The organism is Cellvibrio sp. ATLC23, from assembly GCF_057196725.1.
The window spans coordinates 157,642-176,224 of the sequence record NZ_JBXUOS010000009.1; the positions used below are offsets into that span (position 1 = coordinate 157,642).

Below are 18,583 nucleotides of genomic sequence, written 5' to 3' on the forward strand. Positions count from 1 at the left end.
GCGGGGAAATAGCGGCATTATTTGGGAGATTAGGTAATTCTTTCTCTAAAAATAAAAAAGACTGCACCTAAAAGGCATAAGCCCGCCCAGAGATAATCGAGCTTTAGCGGCTCTTTTAAATAGAGCACCGCAAAAGGGACAAATACACTCAGGGTAATCACCTCTTGCAAAATTTTTAATTGGCCGACATTCATTACGGTATAGCCAATACGATTGGCCGGTACTTGCAAGAGATATTCAAATAGCGCAATGCCCCAGCTCACTAGTGCGGCGATAATCCACGGCTTGTGATTTAATTCCTTTAAATGCGCATACCAGGCAAAGGTCATAAAAATATTGCTGCAAAACAATAACCCAATTGCGATTAGTGAGGCTTGCATAACACCGCTCCGGTTAATTTTTTTGCGCTGCGAGTTCGATTTTTTTGCCCGCAAAATAGGAGCTGATAATGCTCAGCAACCAGCTGGCTAATAATATCCACTTACCTTGCTCCCAATAAGGCGAGGCAAAGATGGCACCGTGCAGGGTATTCCACATATGACCGATATCAAGCGCAAAATTACCTTTTGCCGCTTCCGCGCTCAGCTCCGCATTTAATTGGAATGCGACGCTGAATAAATTAATGAACAGCATAATAACCACCAAGAGTGCGGGTAGGGCGAAAATACAGCCGCGCACATAGTGGCGTAAAAAAAATAGCCCGGCACCGGGGAAGATGGTAGCCGAGAAAAGAGCGGCACGTTTTGCCAAACTGAAACTATCGGATGGTGTTGCGTTTGCCATAAATGGAGTCCAATTTTTTTGGATAAATTATTTTTCTGGAACCAGTTGTTCCAGGCGATAAAAACCGCTGTTGTTTTCAGTAAGGTTACTCACTAACCAGGGCAGCGTTTCTTCCATCGCGCGCCAGAGTGTCCAGGGTGGATTAATCACAATCATACCGCTAGAGGTCATGCCGTATTCGGGGTTGTCGGCCTGCAAGCCAAATTCCATCAACTGAATATTTTTAATGCCGGATTTTTTTAAGGCTAATTCCATTTCATCAATGCGCTGACGCAATACTACGGGGTACCAAATAGCGTAGGTGCCAGTGGCAAACCGTTTGTGTGCTTGAATGAGTTGTTTGATCAGATGTTGATAATCACTTTTAACTTCGTAAGAGGGGTCAATCAGCACCAGCGCGCGACGATCTGGCGGCGGCAAGAGCGCCTGCAAACCGGCAAAGCCATCTTCATCGGCGACTTTAATGCGTTTATCGTCGCGCATGCAATCGCGCAAAAATTGATAATCTGCCGGGTGTAATTCGTGCAGATACAGGCGATCAATACTGCGCATAAGTGTCTGTGCGATCAGTGGTGAACCTGGGTAGAGTTGCAATTGTTTGCCATCATTGACGGTACGCACTAATTCGACTAACCGAGCAATAGCTGCGGGCTGTTGCTCGCTCGCCCACAATTGCCCAATGCCATTATCAAATTCGCGATTTTTTTGTGCTTGTGGGCCGTTTAATTTATACACACCGGCACCGGCGTGGGTATCAATAATACGCAGCGGTTTGTCCTTTTGTGTCATGTACTCCAGCATGTGAATCAAGACGGTATGTTTGAGTACATCGGCAAAATTACCGGCGTGAAAGCCGTGGCGATAGCTGAGCATAAAGAAATTCCAACAAGATGCAGAATGTGTGCTGCGGCACAGAACTCGACTGGGCAGCACAAGAAGCCGAATTATAACGATCTGCAGGAACAATTACCTGAAATAGATTGTCACAAAATTAGCCTTTTAGCCGTGGTGTTTAGCGGTTACAGTAGCGCCTTATACCCACCTCACCAAGAAGATTCTGGAATTGTTGACTTCTGTTTCCCCCTTTGTTCGTGGATTCGTGCTTATGCTGACCTTGGTCAGCCTGCCTGTGTTAGCTGATGAGCCTGAGATCAAGCTGAAAGGTGGCACTAAGAGTCTGCGCGAAAATATTCGCCAACATCTGACCCTCGCCGACGAGAGTTGTAAAACGCCCCTGTGGCGTTTGAATGCATTGCTGAATGATAGCGAAAGTGAAATTACAGCGGCGGCGCAAGCGCTCGGCTTTTATGAACTTGAGTATCAAACTAGCTTGCGCAATGACAAAGAGTGTTGGGGGTTGGATATAGCGCTCACCCCCGGTGAGCCAGTATTGGTCAAAGAGGTGCGCATTGTTATTAACGGCGAGGGCAGGTTGGACGATATTTTCCAAAGCCTGTACGACAAGCCCGGCATTAAAGTGGGCAATCGCTTAAACCACGGACGCTATGAAACATTAAAAGCGCGTTTTGGCACGTTGGCTTCGCTGCACGGTTATTTTGATGCTGAATTTGAGCACTCGCAAATTTCAATCAATACTGCAGAAAAAACCGCCATTATTGAATTGATTTACAACACCGGTAAACGCTATCGCATTGGTGCGATTAATTTGCAGCATGAAATTTTAAGCGATGATTTTTTGCGGCGCTATTTTAATATCGCCGAAGGGGATTATTACGATTCCGATAAGTTGCTGGAATTAAAAAACCTCTACAACGCCAGCAATTATTTTTCGGTGGCAAGCATTAGCCCCAACTTACAAGCGCTCAGCGATAATCAGGTGCCCATTGATGTGCAATTAGAAGCGCGCAAACGGCGCGAATATTCTATTGGTGCGGGCGTGGCGACAGACACAGGTCCGCGCGTGCTATTGGGGTTTGAAGATCGCTATGTTAATTCACACGGCCACTCTATCGCGGCCGATATGAATATGGCAGAAAATAATACCTCAGCAAAGCTGGCGTACACCATTCCCATGCGGCGCCCTGCCTATGAGTTTTTGCGCGTCTATACCGGTTACGAAAAAGAAATTACCGATACCTCCAGCAGTTATAAAGATACTTATGGCACCAGTTATACTTATTATCAGGACAATAAATGGCTGCAGACATACGCACTGGATTATGTGCAAGAAGATTCCACCATTGGTCTTAATGCCGAAAACCGAACCAATTTAATTATTCCTTCCGTGGCGATAACGCGTACTAAAACCGATGGTGCTCCCTACCCCTTAGCGGGTTGGACGCTGCAAGCCAAACTATCCGGTTCACCGCAAAGCCTGGGTTCGGATTTTAGTTTTGTGCAGTTACATTTGCGCGCGAAATACGTCAAAGGCTTTTCTTTTGGGCGCGTTCTGTTGCGCTCGGAATTAGGTACAACCCAGTTGGACGATTTTAGCGAGTTGCCTGCATCGGTGCGTTTTTATACCGGTGGTGATTCCAGCGTGCGTGGCTATGACTATAAGTCTCTCGGCCCAACCGAAAAGGTTGAGGTGAATGGGGTAACCAAAGAAGTGGTAGTGGGCGGCAATAATTTATTGGTTAACAGTATTGAGTACGACTATTTATTTAACGATACCAAATGGGCTGCCGCTGTTTTTTTTGATGCAGGTAATGCGGCCGATGATACCAATCTGGATGTAAAACGCGGAGCCGGAGTGGGCGCGCGCTGGATTTCTCCCATAGGGCCTATTCGTATGGATCTTGCTAAAGCACTGGATGGCGACAAGGGGTGGCGGTTGCATATCACCATGGGGCCGGATTTATAAACATGATTTTAAGAAAAGTAAGGAATATATTTTTTAGTCTGTTGGCGCTGTTATTAATTCTGCTCGCCAGTGTCAGTGCGCTTGTTGAGACTGAAACCGGCAGCCGCTGGGTAGTTAAACGGCTCGCCAGCGCGGTGAATATTTCTCTGGGTGAGATGAGCGGTAATTTACGCAGTGGGATGGACCTTGCATTTATTGATTACACTCAGGGCGAGCATCACTATCATGCGGAGCAAGTGTCTTTTCGTTGGCGCCCGGCGGCGATGCTATACAGTGCAGTCGCGATTCAATCCTTGCGCGCGCAAAATGTTTTAATTCAACTTCCGGCGGCAAGTGATGCAAATAAAAATGCACAACCTTTTAGTCAGTGGCCGTCGCTGGCCTTACCTGTGCGGATTTTTCTCGATCAAGTACTTATTAATAATATTGATTATGTGCAGGGTGATACCCGGCTGCACTGGAAAAAATTAAGCGGCACCTTGAGCTTGGGCACTTTTCATCTGCGCTATAAAAAATTTGCAATCGAACACGCCGATTATCAATTGCTGCTCAGTGGCGCAACTAACTTACGCTTTCCCTATGACACCAGCGCTAATTTACAGTGGCAATGGCAGAATACGGCTGTTGCCGAATCCCTCGCCTATATGGGCGTGACCGAATTAAAAGGTGATTTAACCAAGCTGCAATTGCACAATCAAATCAGTTTGCCCGTGGTATTTAATGCCGACGCCAGTGTGCAGCTGGTGAATGAACAACAGCAATTGCAAACTGCACCACCTATGACGCTGGCTTTGGCGTGGCAAGAGCAAACTCTGCCCGCGCCCTGGTGGATTCCCGCCCAGCCGCAGCCTATGACCAGTGGCAAATTAACCGCGACGGGTAACTGGCAAGCCTATAGTTTACAGTTGGATGGCGATATTCATTTGCCCGATGCCCCTGCCTTGGCCATCAGCGCGGCGGCCGATGGTGATTTGGAAAAAATTAACATCGCCAATTTATTTGTCCGCGAATTACACCAGGCTATTGCACTTAATAATAATGCGTTAGGTGCTGCACCACCTGCGGTTGCTGCGGCACCATTGGCGCCTGGCAATAATAATGAGCGGGAGCTGCAACTGGCCGGTGAAGTGCGTTGGTTGCCGCAATTGGAGTGGCAGCTGCGCGCGAATGCAAAACGCTTAAACCTCGCCAGCGTAATTGAAAATTGGCCCAGCGATATTAATGTGGAGTTTGAAACTCGCGGCGCGCGTACTAAGGGTGAGTGGCATGCTGAGGTGCAGCATTTGCAAATGTCGGGCGAGTTGCGCGGTGTGAATGTGCAGGGTGATGGCGATCTATATCTGCAAGGGAAAAAAATTCGCAGCAACGCACTACATTTTATTGTAGGTGCCAATCAGTTGCGGATAAACGGTGACTTGGGTGAAGAATTTAATCTGGACTGGACGCTTAATGCGCCCTTGTTGGGTCAGCTGGATGAAAGCTTGAGTGGTAGTGTTGCTAGTCGCGGAACCTTGCGCGGCAATTGGAAAACTCCGCGTGTGCAAATGCAAGCCAGCATGGAAAAGTTTTCCTTTGCGAATTATGCCGTAGATAAATTAGAACTCGATTTAGCGCCTGACATAGCGACGGTCACCCCGCCAAGTACGGCTATTGATAATAGCGTCTTGCCAATGGATAAGACGGTGTTGAGCGCGGTGGTAGATGAGTTATTGAATAAGCATTATAAGCTGACGTTTAATGCCAAACAGTTGCGTATTGATCAGCAGCGTTTTTCTACCATAAAGATCGATGGCTCAGGTTCAATCAATCGGCATCAATTAGCAGCGGTGATAAAAAGTTCAGCCTATGGTCACACCGATTTTAAATTGGCAGGCAATTATGATGGTAATGAATGGCAGGGAAAATTAACCCAGTTAGCGCTTAAAATAAAACGTGTTCCGCGCTGGTGGCTCACCGCCAGCAAGCCAATAAAAATTAACGCAAATTCAGTTTCTTTAGGTTCGCAATGTTTCACCACGCGCAGTAATTTAACGGCGGTGGTGGAAAATGCGGAGTTGTTAGAGCGTGAACAATTGATTGGCGAGTGGATTCCCAATCAATCTCCGGTGAAAAATCCTTACGCTTGGTTGGATCAACGGCAAGCTCTGCCATCCTCGGGCATTGAAAAATACACGCTGCCGCAATTGTGTATCGATGGTGAATGGGCGAGTGCGGCGGGCGCGAGTGTGAATGCAAAACTGGATTCGATTCCGCTGCGACAATTTCTTGCGCTGTTTAAAGTAGAGGTATATTTCGCTGGAGTAATGGACGGATCACTGCACCTGACCAGTAAGGATTTTTCGCTCGCCACTACCAAGCTTCATAGCAATATCAGCACGCGCAATGCAGAGCTGCGCTACCAGTATGCCGGTGGTGCTACCGAGGTTTATGCCTGGCGCGATTTTGATGTGCGCGCAAGTTTGGACAAATCTCTCTTGGATGTTGTGGCCGGAATGGAGTGGGTTGGTTATGGCAAGATCAATGCAAACGCACAGTTAGATTTGGCGCAACAAAAAATTGTGCAAGGGAAATTGCAATCGCAGTTTGACAACCTCGCGCCGCTGGAAACGCTGATCACTTATGCCAATGATGTGAAAGGTGATTTTCGCGCGGATTTAAGTTTGAGTGGCAGTTTTTCCCAGCCTAACCTGTTGGGTGAGGTGAGCTTGCGCAATGGGACGGCCAACTTGCCACGTCTGGGTTTGGACCTCACCAATATCGAATTGCAAATCAACTCTACCCAAGCGGGCAATATTAATTTGGTGAGTCAATTGCAATCGGGCGATGGGCGTTTGTCGCTAGTTGGTGATGTGACTCAATTTGGTACGCCGAATTGGCAGCTCCAGGGTTTTGTAAATGGTGCAGATGTAAAAGTCATTTCACTGTCGCAATTAAAAGCCACACTCAGCCCCGATCTTAAACTTACGGCTAATCGCAAGCAGGTGAATATAACCGGCACAGCGGTTATTCCTTGGGCGCGGGCTAATATCAAACGTTTGCCTGAATCTGCGACACAGGTGTCGAGTGATGCTGTTATTGTCAATGAAGGTACAGTGCGCGGTGAGGCGGCCGACGCGATTGAATTTTTAACTAATTTAAAATTATCGCTGGGCGATGATGTGCAATTTAAAGGCTTTGGTTTAAACAGTAAGTTGTCGGGTAAGTTGAGTTTGTTAAAAGAATCCCAGCGACCTTTTTTTACCAACGGTTATGTCAGTGTGGCGAATGGTAGTTATAAAGCCTATGGGCAAACGCTCACGATTGATCGCGGCCGTTTAGTATTTCAAGGCCCCTATGAAAATCCGGGGCTGGATATTCGCGCGTCGCGCATTATTAAAGGAGAGGATGGCGTTAAGGTGGGCTTGGATATTAACGGCACTTTACAGCGTCCGATTGCCGATGTGTTTGCAGTGCCGGCAGAGTATCCAGAAAGTCAGATGATGATGATGTTGCTCACCGGTAAACCGGCGAGCGAAGCCACCAAAGCCGATGCTTCCATGTTGGTTGGGGCTATGGGTGGTCTGGGGATGGATTCTGACGGTTCTATAGCTACTGAAATTACGCGTTTTTTCCGCTTGGATGAATTGGAAGTAAAATCCGATGACGGTATAGACCAAAGCCAATTGTGGATTGGAAAATATCTCACGCCGAAATTGTTGGTGCGTTATGTGGTGGGCATTTTTGACAATGCATTTAGTTTGGGTATGGAGTACCAATTGACCAAACAATTTCGTTTGGAGGCGGAATCTGGTGAGGCACAAAGTGTGGATGTGGTCTATAAAATAGAGCGGTAATGATTGTGTTGTGCGGGCTGGGTAAACTTGGGTTATTCACGCTGCATTGTGTTTTTAATTGTGTTATGTCTAGCAGCCCTAATAAAAATCATGGAGGCGCCACTATGAAATTTTCCCGCTATTGCATGAAAGTGTTTTTAATTCCCATTCTGTTTTTTACCTGTGCAAACGTGCTGGCCGATGATGCCTGGCAAAACGCAAGTGGCTGGTGGAATGCAACCGATATTCCCGCATTTGATAAAAGTAAAATCACCCAGCAGCTTTCACTGGTGAAGGTTCAGGGCAATAAGTTTGTTGATGCCAATGGCAAGGTGGTGGTATTTCGCGGGGTGAATATTGCTGACCCGGATAAAATCACCAACGATAAACGCTTTACCAAAAAACATTTTGAAGCGATTAAAGCCTGGGGCGCTAATGTAATACGCGTGCCAGTGCACCCTTCTGCTTGGCGTAAACAGGGCAAAAAAGCCTATCTTGCACTACTCGATCAAACGGTTATTTGGGCGAATGAATTGGGTATGTATGTGATTATCGATTGGCATTCAATTGGCAATTTGAAATCGCAAATGTTCCAAAATAATTCCTACTACACCGATAAGGGCGAGACCAACGATTTCTGGCGCACAGTCTCCGAGCGTTACGCCGGTGTCAACGCAGTGGCCTTCTACGAAATTTTTAACGAGCCCACTGTGTTCAATGGCCGTTTAGGTGTGGTGAGTTGGGCGGAGTGGAAGGTAATTAATGAAGAAATTATTACTGTCATTCAAGCGCACAACCCAAATGCAATTTCACTGGTAGCCGGTTTTAATTGGGCTTACGATTTAACGCCAGTGGCGGCAGCACCCATCGAGCGCGACAATGTAGCCTATGTGAGCCATCCCTATCCGATGAAAGTCGGCGCGCCTTATGAAAAAAATTGGACGCGGGATTTTGGTTATCTCGCCGATAAATATCCTATCTTTGCCACTGAAATTGGCTATCAATTAGCGACTGACAAGGGTGCGCATATTCCAGTGATTGACGATGGTAAATACGGAAAACGCATCACTGATTATTTTGGCAGCAAAGGTATTAGCTGGGTAGCTTGGGTGTTTGATCCGGACTGGTCGCCACAATTAATCAGCGATTACGACACCTATTCACCAACTATGCAGGGCAAGCATTTTCGCGAAGTGATGCTGCGCGAAAACAAAAAATAACACATAGATAAAGTTGCTTTGTATACCAGCACACAAGTTGTTTGTGTGCTGTGTCCTGCTTTTAGATATTGGCGCTTAAGTGGAATTGTCTTTTGCTGCTGGGTACGTAGACTCGCTCTCAGCCTATCTTTCCCGGGCTGTGCCCAACCCTTAAGCGCTTCATCGTCCGTAGCGCATTGTTTCTGCCCGGCCTGAAAAGGCCGGGCAGTTTTTTTATGTGTGCCATCTGCCTCGGGTTATTTTAGTCGGACTCGGGTTATTTTAGTCGGAATAGTCCAGCCGTTTTTCGCATTGGCCTTGCGCAGGCAGGTAGGGTGATTTCAAGCAGAATATTTTGCGTTGGTTGAGGCGCAATTGTGCAATATCGGCGGCGTGATGTTGTTTGAACAGTCGATCAAACTCACCGCTGCGCTGCAATTTTTGTAAACCCAATTCTACTCGCTGTGCCAATCGCGGAAATTGTTTGCTGATGTGTAAATAAATCGGGTAGTCGTAGTAAATGAGCAGGTTGGGCTCTACGGCTAAAAAGGTGTATTTCGTTTTTTTGTCGCGCCAGGTGTACATGACTTCATCGGCGCCCAGCGGCAGGCATTCATAGCGTTTGGCGGCGAGCATATCAAACAGCCCTTCAAAGCTCGGGGCTTGTTTGGGGTGTATGTCATTGTGTTTATAAATTTCATTGTCGGCCCAGTTGAGCCCTTGAGCGATACGCACTTGATTGAGTGACATTAACTTTTCGCTAGTGGGAAAGTTGGCGGGGTTGATCAGGCACACCCGGTAGCCGAGCAGGCCGCGCAGTATATCGACCGGAATGGTGATCACATCGGCGCGTGCGATAACAGTGCCGGGTGAAGCCCATAGTAGGTTGAGGATCTTGCCTTCGCTGATGAGCATCGCTTGACGTTTGGCACTGGGCTCCTCGCCAAACGGCTCGGTGCGATAGTCGCCAAACTCGGGGCGAGTCACCTCTAAAATGCGTTTAATTAATTCAAATTTGTAGGCGTGGCGCGCATCCTTTAAACCGCGGTCGTAATAGCGCACCACCATAGGGGTGGCGACGGGCTCGGTTATATCAGCCCTGGTTTGCGCGCTGGTGTTGCAACTCGCCGCAAGGGTTAGTAGCCATCCACACATTAGTTGGCGCCATCTAGGCATACGCGATTCCATTGGTTGCAGTCTGACTTCGAAACTATAGCAGTAGATTGATGGCTTTCCCTCTTTGCGATTTTGCAAAGTGAGACAGGCCCAGTTTGTGTTTTGCTATCAACCTGGGACGACCTGATTGAAACAGAGGTAGAAGATGACAAGACTGGAGTGCATTCCGCTAGTCTCTCTGGCTTTCCCAAAAATAAAAACAATAACCATTACAGTGACGTTTACCTGGTTCTCCATCAGAGACGCTGTGCTCCCGGTTTTGATGACTAATTACCACGAATAATCAATAACAACCATTGGGTCACTAATATGAAACGATTCAACAGAGTTCTGCTGTTGCTGGGCGCTATCGGCTTTGCCCATGTCAGCCAATCTGCCATCCTTAATTACGGCGCTGGCAATATCAGCGATACCATTAACAGCGCTAGCTGGAAATGCACCGTTGACCACGGCAACTGGATCCACAATGCCGGTGTGGTTAAACCCGGCGTCAGCAGTTGCAATCCTATCGGCGCACCAACGCCTCTCACTCCGCAAAAAGTCGCACCGGCGACCAGTAAACCGACCATGACTCACCGCTGGTGGGGTTCGATCCCGTTTATGGGCGAGATGCGGGTGGGTTCCTCAAGTGATTCCGGCTATATCACTCCCGACCCGATTACCGCGCGGATTACCGAGCGCGGGGTGCGTATTTTAGGTATCCCAACAGGTTTGCGCACCGGCACTAACGAAACAATTTATGCGATTCCCGATCCTTTTAGCGAGGTGTTTGATGGCATCGCCGTAGGCAACTCGTCCTACTCCAATCTCGATGCCTTCCTCAAAGATTACAGCGATGGCTCGGTGACTGTGCAGTGGAAAAGCGGCGCTACTGCGGTGATGGAAGCGACCTTTGTACATGGTTCACCCTATGTGTATTTCACCGCACTGCAGGGCAATCTGGTGGTGCGCACCAAATCTGCCGATGGCGGTGAAAAGGGGGTATTCCATCAAAGTGGCAATAATCTGGGGATCTGGACTGAGGTGGCGGGCAACCGCAATGCGTTCCTGATTGTCGGCCACGATGCGACTACATTCACTGGTGTGAATACCAACAGCATTGGAGTGAACAATGGCACCAAGCGTATGACGGTGGCCTGGTTGCCCCAGTTAACCGGTACGCCATCGGCGGCAATGATCTCGGCTTTTGCGCAATACGCTACCCAGCGGGTAGACAAAGTGAATATCAACTATGCCGTTAATCGCGCCACCAATATGGTCACCGTCAACCATCAGTACCAATTTAATGGTGCCAATGTGACCACTATGGCGGGTCTGCTGCCGCTGCACTGGAAGAATTCCAGTCAGGCGGTGACCAGCTATAAAGTCCGCTCCGCCCGTGGGGTTACCAAGTTTGCTACCACTAGCAATTACAGTTACACCATTCCTTATGTGGGGGTATTGCCTTACTTCCCGGAAAACATTGGCGATTACAACGCCACCCAACTGCGCGCGCTGGTCAGTGAATTTATCAACCAAGGCAGCGCCAAGTGGAATACTGCGACCGACACCTACTGGGCCGGTAAAAACTACGGCAAAGTCGCCGAACTGGCAGCGATTGCGCGCTCAATTGGCATGACTGCCGAAGCCAATCAGCTGATCACCTGGCTCAAAGGCGAATTGCAGGATTGGTTCCGCGCCAATACCACGGGTGCTTTGGATACCACCAAATACTTCGCCTACGACAGCAACTGGAACACGCTGCTCGGCTTTGATGAATCTTTTGGCGCGCAGCAACAATTGAACGACCACCACTTCCACTACGGTTATTTTGTACGCGCAGCCGCTGAGATTTGCCGGGTTGATGCCAGCTGGTGTGGATCTACCCAATACGGCCCCATGGTGGAATTGCTGATCCGCGATTACGCCGCTGGCCGCGATGACAGCATGTTCCCCTACCTGCGCAACTTTGATCCGGCCTATGGTTTCTCTTGGGCATCGGGCCACGCCAACTTTGCCTTGGGCAATAACAACGAATCCACCTCGGAAGCGGCCAACGCTTACGGCGCAATCGTGTTGTACGGCATGATCACCGGCAACAATGCCCTGACTGAGCGCGGTATGTATCTACATGCCTCATCTACTGCGACTTACTGGGAGTATTGGAACAATATCGACCGCTTTAAAGGTCTGGGTGGCGATTACGATAACTTCACCGCCAGCTATACCAAGCCCACCACTTCAATTATCTGGGGCAATGGCCATGTATTCTCCACCTGGTTCTCGGGTGCCTACGCGCACATCCTTGGTATTCAAGGCCTGCCGCTTAGCCCGTTGGTGCTGCATATCGGTCAGCATGCTGATTATCTGAATGGCTATGTCAGTTTGGGGTTGAGTGAATCCAGCAACGGCAAGCCATCTGGTTTACCGAATGGCCAATGGCGCGATGTATGGTGGAATATCTGGTCGATGACTAATGGCCAAGCGGCGGTAGACGATATGCTCGCCTATGGTCTGAACAATCTGATTCCGGAAGAGGGTGAAACCAAAGCCCATACCTATCACTGGGTGTATACCCTGAAGCAACTGGGCCATCTGGCGACGGGTACTGGGGCGCTTACCGCCAACCATCCAGCGGCGGTGGCGTTTAACAAAAATGGCACGCTGACCTATATCGCCTACAACTTTGGCTGTTCGGCCATTAATGTTGCTTATTCAGATGGCACCAACTTCTCGGTTCCGGCCAAAGGTTATGCCTTGAAGCGCACTGGTCAATCGGTAGTTTCTAGTGGAGCAGGTTGTAGCGGCACCAGCAGTTCGGCGCCAAGTTCAGTTGCGCCGAGCAGTGTGGCCTCTTCGTCCAAATCATCGGTTGCCCCTAGCTCTGTCGCCAGTTCCACCGCGGCCACGCTTTATGGCTATACAGTGCTGACCAGCAACAGCGTGCGCTTCCATGCAAATAATGCGGCCTGGGCGGATATCCACTACACCATCAACAACGGCCCGCAACAAAATATCCGCATGACCCACAATGCCGACAACTCCAATACCTATACCCTGGGTAGCATTCCGGCGGGCGCCACGGTGCGCTACTTCTTCACCATCGCCCAAGGCGCGGGTGCAATGGATACCGCATGGGCGCAATTTGCCTGCTGTTCCGGTGGCAGCACCTCCAGTACGCCAGCCAGCAGCACACCGTCAAGCAGTGTTGCGGCCAGTAGTTCTGCTCCCGCCTTTACCCAGTTGGTGCAAGCCGAGGCATTTACCGCGATGAACGGCGTACAAACCGAAGCCACCACCGATACCGGCGGAGGTCAGAATGTGTCCTATATAGACGCAGGCGATTGGATGGCCTACGCCAATATCACCATTCCGACCACCGGCAGCTATCGCATCGAATATCGCGTTGCCAGCCCATCGGGTTCACTGCTGTCATCCGACCTGAATGCGGGCACCACTCAACTGGGTAACGTGACTATTCCGGCAACCGGCGGTTGGCAAAATTGGGTGACGGTGAACCAAACCGTGACCCTCAATGCGGGGACTGTGAGCTTCGGCATCTTCGCGCAACAGGGTGGCTGGAACATCAATTGGTTCCGCATCACCAAACTCTAAACGCCACTACGCAGCCCGTGACAAGGGCTGCAATAAACGAAATATGACGCTTAACCCCTGACAAAAATCGCTTTGTCAGGGGTTTTTTATGGGTGCCACTTTTTTCACTGAGTAGAACTTACACACCCTGCGTAGCGTGCAATTTTTTATTAAGTTATTGAAATATATGAATATTATCGGTTCCCACTCAGGGTGATAAAAAGTGACAAGCCTCAGGTTTGGGTAATTTTGAAGGTGGGACGACACGTCTGATGGCACCTGTGATTATCAAATGGCTAGAAAAGCGGTCGTGATCCTGCAGAGGGTGATTTGTGAGAGCCATCAATAACAATGCAGGCAGACAAATAAGTCCATACCAATAAATAAATGGAGAACTCCATGAGTAAGACACTAACAATGACTCAATCAACAGGCTTTAAAAGAAAATTAATTGCAACCGCAGTAGCGTCGGCCATGCTTGGCGCCAGTGGTATCGCACTTGCGCAAAACGATAATGTAGAAGAGGTTTTGGTTACCGGTATTAAAGGCAGCTTGCAGCGCGCGATGGACGTAAAGCGTGAGGCCAAGGGTGTAGTTGATGCCATCTCTGCAGAAGACATAGGTAAATTCCCAGATACCAACCTGGCGGAATCCCTACAGCGTATTTCGGGTGTATCTATTAGCCGTAACAACAATGAAGGCAGTCAGATCACCGTGCGTGGTTTTGGTCCCGACTTCAACCTGGTGACGTTGAACGACCGTCAGATGCCTACTAATGGTTATAGCCGCTCATTTGACTTCTCTGACCTTGCGGCAGAGAGTGTTAGTGGTGTCGAAGTATATAAAACCTTCAGTGCTACCCGTGCCAGTGGTGGTATCGGCTCGTTGGTTAACATCAAAACTGCTCGTCCACTGGACAATCCTGGCCTGAAAGCTTCCATCGGCGCCAAAGCTGTAATGGATACCACCAATGAAGTGGGCGAAGACCTGACTCCGGAAGTGTCTGGTATTTTCAGTAATACTTTCGCCGATGACACCTTCGGTGTGGCGATTTCTGGCTCCTATCAAGAGCGTGACAACCGCGCAGTCAATGCCGATATCGCTAACTGGCGGAACAATATCGCCTTTAACCCTAATGCCACAGTGCAAGACAACCGCGAAGACAAATCCGGGAATGTTTATTACCCCAGAAACTTTGGCTATGGCATCGAAGATTTCCATCGCGAGCGCACCAACGGTCAATTGGTACTGCAATACGCACCTACCGATACACTGAAAACGACCCTCGACTACACCTATTCAAAAGTTGATTTAACGGCGTTAAACACCGGTGTGGGTATCTGGTACAACGATGACGGCAGCGATGCGCGCGATGTTGTTATCGATAAAAATGGCACAGTGACCAAGTTGACCTCTGCGGGTGATGACTTTGCCTCTAACATCCGTTTAAACACCTCTGAAACTGAAAATAAATCCTTCGGTTTTAACACTGAGTGGCAAGCGACAGACAACTTGACGTTGGAGTTTGATGCGCACAACTCTACCAATGAGAATGGCGGCACAGGTCGCGGCCACAACGCCTTCCTGATTCTGGCGGCGGCATCTATTGATCAGAAAACTTACGATGCTACCTCAGGCCAAGACATTCCCTACATGCACGTGACCTTTAAAGACAATGGTCCTGGTATAGAGAATGGGTTCCCAACCGCTGCTTCATATGACTCGCTGTTTGGTGAAGCCAACCTCAACATCAATAAATCAGAAGTTAACCAATATCAAATCAAAGGTACTTTTGATACCAACGAAGACACCGGTATTACCTCAATTGATTTTGGTGTCGGTCAGTCTGAAATTGCCAACCGCTGGCGCGGATACAGTACTGGTCAATTGCCTGCTGGCTGGTACGGTGGCAATGCTAACTTGTTTCCGGATGAAGTCTTTAAACAAGAAAAACTCAATGGTTTGACGCCTTCATTCTCCGGCGGTGGCTCCAACGTACCTTTCTACCACTCATGGGATTTTGAAACCAACGTGGGTGTATTGGAAAACGGCAAGTGGAAAACGCCGCAAGATTGGGCTTGGGGTTCAGGCCCTACGGCATGTAATCCCTGCGTAATGCGTCCAAATCTGAATGGCGATCCGGTTAGCGATCACAAAGTAACGGAAGAAACTGTTAGTGCTTATGTAGAGTTTAATAACGAAGGCAGTTTGGCCGGCATGCCAATGCAAGTCACCACTGGTTTGCGCTATGAGTCTACAGATATTGAAGCTAACAGCTTCCAAAAAGACCCCACTGAATTGGTTTGGGTAAGCTCAACCGAGTGGAGCCTTAACCGCGCTGCTGCGAGTAGCTACACTTCCGAGAAGGGTGATTACGACATCTGGTTGCCAAGTTTGGATGTAGGTCTGGATATTACTGATGATGTTAAAGGTCGTCTTAGCTACAGTAAGTCGATTACCCGCCCATCACTGGGTTCGATGATTGGTACCTTCGACGTAACTTCACGTCCGAAACCGGGCGAAAGAACGGGCACTGCCGGTAACCCTGATTTGACCCCGTATTCGGCAAATAACTTTGACTTATCGGCCGAGTGGTATTACGACGATTCAAGTTATGTGTCCGCCGGTTTTTTTGTTAAGCAAGTGGATGACTTTATTGTTAATCAAATCGTTGAGCGCCAAGTGGGCAACCTGCGCGATCCGGCACAGGGTCCGCGCACTGCACAAGCAATTGCTGATTTGAAGGCGGCTGGACTCGATTCAACCGATACAACAAATATCCTTAACCAAATTCGCACCAATACCGGTCTCGCTCCGACTGATGCGGTTGTGCAAAACAACAACGACCCATTGGCCATGTTTAATGTGTCGCAACCGATTAACCAAGAGCAAGCACAGCTTTACGGTTGGGAATTTGCGGTACAGCACATGTTTGGCGAATCAGGTTTTGGTGTGCAAGCTAACGCCACTATCGTAGATGGTGACCTGGAAGTGGATAACGCATCAACTGACTTCCAGTTTGTATTGCCTGGCATGAGTGACTCAGCCAACTTGATCGCGTTTTATGATAAAGACGGCCTGCAAGCGCGTATCGCTTACAACTGGCGCGATACTTACTTGAACGGTGTGGGCGAGGGCAACGCGCCTTACTACACTGAAGAGTACGGTCAAATCGACGTGACTGTCAGTTACGAGTTGCCTTTTGTGGACGGTATGACTGTGTTCGTAGAAGGTATCAACGTCAACGATGCATCACAGCGCGTTTATGCCCGTTATGAAAACCAGTTTAAATCCGCCTACCAATACGGTGCGCGTTACAACCTGGGTGTTCGTTACAACTTCTAATAACTTCAGGGTTATATAAGACAGGGAAAAGCCGCTGCTCTTGGCGGCTTTTCTTTTTTTAAAAAATGCTCATTAACCTTGATATCCCGGGAGCCATGTGTGGCCAAGAATGAATTGCTCAATAATGTCACTCATAAAGATTTAAAAATTATTCAGGAGCGCTCAGTTCAGCACGGAGATAATATTGGCTACAGCGCAATAATTCCGTTGGAGTTTCGTCAGGCGGCGTCCTGCTATCCTATTTTTTTCCGTAAAACCAACAGTGAAAATCAATTTGAAGCCATTGCGCTATTTGGTTTTGCGCCCAATGAAAATTTATTTTTAAGTGATCAGCGCAAGGACGATAACTATATTCCTCTATCGATCATGCGCATTCCCTTTGCTATTGGCTATACTCAAAATTCTGCAACCGGTCAGCGCGACCCAGTAGTTCATGTGGATATGGATCATCCCCGTGTTAGCACTACACAAGGCGAACCGGTGTTTTTGGAGCACGGCGGAAATTCCCCTTATCTGGATCATATCAACAGCATACTGGCGGAGTTGATTAGCGGAGTGACTGTGTGTAAACGTTTTACCGATATTTTGCAGGCAGAGGATTTGCTGGAACCCTTTGTATTAAAAATAACACTGGATAACGGTCAGCAAATTGAAACGGGTGGTTTTTACACTATCAATGAAAAAGTGTTGCGCGAATTGAATGCGGAACAATTATCGCGCTTGCACAACCAGAATTTTTTGGAATTGATTTATATGTCGATTGCGTCATTGGCCAATATAAAAAAATTAATCCATAAGAAAAACCTGTTGTTGCGCAGCTAAATATTATTTTTTTAAAAGAAGGCATCTATGTTGGAGAGCATGCAACCAATCAAAGTGCTCGAAGGTATCGCCCCCGATGCAATACCTGCGGCGGTGTTAACGTCGCCGGTGCCACTGGTGTTAAAAGGGTTGGTTAAATCCTGGCCCATTGTGCGCGCTGCCGACCAGTCGGCGCGCGTAGGTTTTGATTATCTTTGTCAGTTTTACAATGGCGAACCGGTCAATACCGCAATTGGCGATAGCAGTAACACCGGCGCAATTTTTTATAATCAGGAATTTACCGGTTTTGCTTATGAGCGCGCCCGCTCATCGCTCACCGGTGTGTATGACAACATTAACAATTTGCAGGCCAGCGGTTCAGCGCGTGCCTATTATGTTGATTCCGCACCAGTGGATTTTTGCGTGCCCGGATTTCGCGCGGAAAATGATTTAAATCTTGGCTCCTTTACTCCGCGAGTCAGTTTGTGGATGGGGAATAAAACCATAGTGTCCGCCCACCACGATATTCCCGACAACATTGCCTGCGTGGTGATTGGTCGCCGCCGCTTTGTCTTGTTTCCTCCCGCGCAATTAAAAAATCTGTATATCGGCCCGTTGGATTTTAATCCCGCTGGTCCCGCCATCAGCATGGTGGATTTACATAATCCCGATTTTGAAAAATACCCACGCTACCGCGAGGCATTAGCGCATGCACAAATAGCAGAATTGGAACCGGGCGATGCCATTTATATTCCGAGTATGTGGTGGCACCATGTAGAAGGTCTAATGCCTTTCAATTTAATGGTGAATTACTGGTGGACGGCTTTCCCTTCTTATTTAGGTTCACCGCAAGATGCTTTCACTCACGCCCTAATGAACATTCGTTCATTGCCAGAGGATGAGCGCGCGCATTGGAAAAATCTATTCGACTATTACATTTTTGATTCTAATCCCGACAATACTGCGCACATCCCACAGGAAAAACTGGGCGTGCTGGGTGAACTGGATGAAATGGCCGCGCGCCGACTCCGCTCACAATTGCTCAATCGTTTGAATCGTTAATTTTGCTG

The 18,583-nt window shown here is 48.4% G+C and carries 11 protein-coding genes; 7 read left to right on the plus strand and 4 right to left on the minus strand.

Going from position 1 to position 18,583, the window contains the following annotated elements:
* Positions 1–29: 29 nt before the first annotated feature.
* From AC2CG4_RS15010 to AC2CG4_RS15020, 3 genes are read right to left on the minus strand one after another with little or no spacing between them, the layout of a single operon-like run.
* The gene (locus AC2CG4_RS15010; protein WP_484487039.1) at positions 30–380 is read right to left on the minus strand and encodes a DMT family protein; all 351 of its coding nucleotides are present in this window, start codon (positions 378–380) and stop codon (positions 30–32) included.
* A gap of 13 nt (positions 381–393) precedes the next feature.
* Complete coding sequence (locus tag AC2CG4_RS15015; RefSeq protein ID WP_484487040.1) at positions 394–783, minus strand: hypothetical protein; 390 nt, start codon at positions 781–783, stop codon at positions 394–396.
* A gap of 27 nt (positions 784–810) precedes the next feature.
* On the minus strand, positions 811–1,656 hold the full coding sequence (locus AC2CG4_RS15020; RefSeq protein WP_484487041.1) for a 23S rRNA (adenine(2030)-N(6))-methyltransferase RlmJ: 846 nt from the start codon (positions 1,654–1,656) through the stop codon (positions 811–813).
* 232 nt (positions 1,657–1,888) lie between these two features.
* Between AC2CG4_RS15020 and AC2CG4_RS15025 the strand changes: the two genes are divergently transcribed.
* From AC2CG4_RS15025 to AC2CG4_RS15035, 3 genes are all read left to right on the plus strand, one after another.
* Positions 1,889–3,607 (plus strand): autotransporter assembly complex protein TamA, encoded by a 1,719-nt coding sequence (locus tag AC2CG4_RS15025; RefSeq protein WP_484487042.1) that lies wholly within the window; start codon positions 1,889–1,891, stop codon positions 3,605–3,607.
* A gap of 2 nt (positions 3,608–3,609) precedes the next feature.
* The gene (locus AC2CG4_RS15030) at positions 3,610–7,440 is read left to right on the plus strand and encodes a translocation/assembly module TamB domain-containing protein (protein WP_484487043.1); all 3,831 of its coding nucleotides are present in this window, start codon (positions 3,610–3,612) and stop codon (positions 7,438–7,440) included.
* Positions 7,441–7,544: 104 nt separating this feature from the next.
* Positions 7,545–8,639: a glycoside hydrolase family 5 protein gene (locus AC2CG4_RS15035; protein ID WP_484487044.1), complete on the plus strand. Its 1,095-nt coding sequence runs from the start codon at positions 7,545–7,547 to the stop codon at positions 8,637–8,639.
* A gap of 261 nt (positions 8,640–8,900) precedes the next feature.
* Here AC2CG4_RS15035 and AC2CG4_RS15040 read toward each other — a convergent pair whose 3' ends face one another.
* A complete protein-coding gene (locus tag AC2CG4_RS15040) occupies positions 8,901–9,794 on the minus strand; it encodes a hypothetical protein (protein ID WP_484487045.1) in 894 nt (297 codons plus the stop codon).
* 309 nt (positions 9,795–10,103) lie between these two features.
* Here AC2CG4_RS15040 and AC2CG4_RS15045 point away from each other — a divergent pair, with 309 nt between their 5' ends.
* From AC2CG4_RS15045 to AC2CG4_RS15060, 4 genes are all read left to right on the plus strand, one after another.
* Positions 10,104–13,388 carry a glycosyl hydrolase gene (locus AC2CG4_RS15045; protein ID WP_484487046.1) on the plus strand — a complete coding sequence of 1,095 codons (3,285 nt, stop codon included), beginning with the start codon at positions 10,104–10,106 and terminating at the stop codon, positions 13,386–13,388.
* A 378-nt stretch (positions 13,389–13,766) separates the two neighbouring features.
* Complete coding sequence (locus AC2CG4_RS15050; RefSeq protein ID WP_484487047.1) at positions 13,767–16,712, plus strand: TonB-dependent receptor; 2,946 nt, start codon at positions 13,767–13,769, stop codon at positions 16,710–16,712.
* Positions 16,713–16,811: 99 nt separating this feature from the next.
* Positions 16,812–17,534, plus strand: a complete 723-nt coding sequence (locus AC2CG4_RS15055; protein WP_484487048.1) for a SapC family protein — start codon at positions 16,812–16,814, stop codon at positions 17,532–17,534.
* 39 nt (positions 17,535–17,573) lie between these two features.
* Entirely contained in the window at positions 17,574–18,575 is a 1,002-nt protein-coding gene (locus AC2CG4_RS15060) for a cupin-like domain-containing protein (protein WP_484487049.1), read from the plus strand.
* The last annotated feature ends 8 nt before the right edge of the window (positions 18,576–18,583 follow it).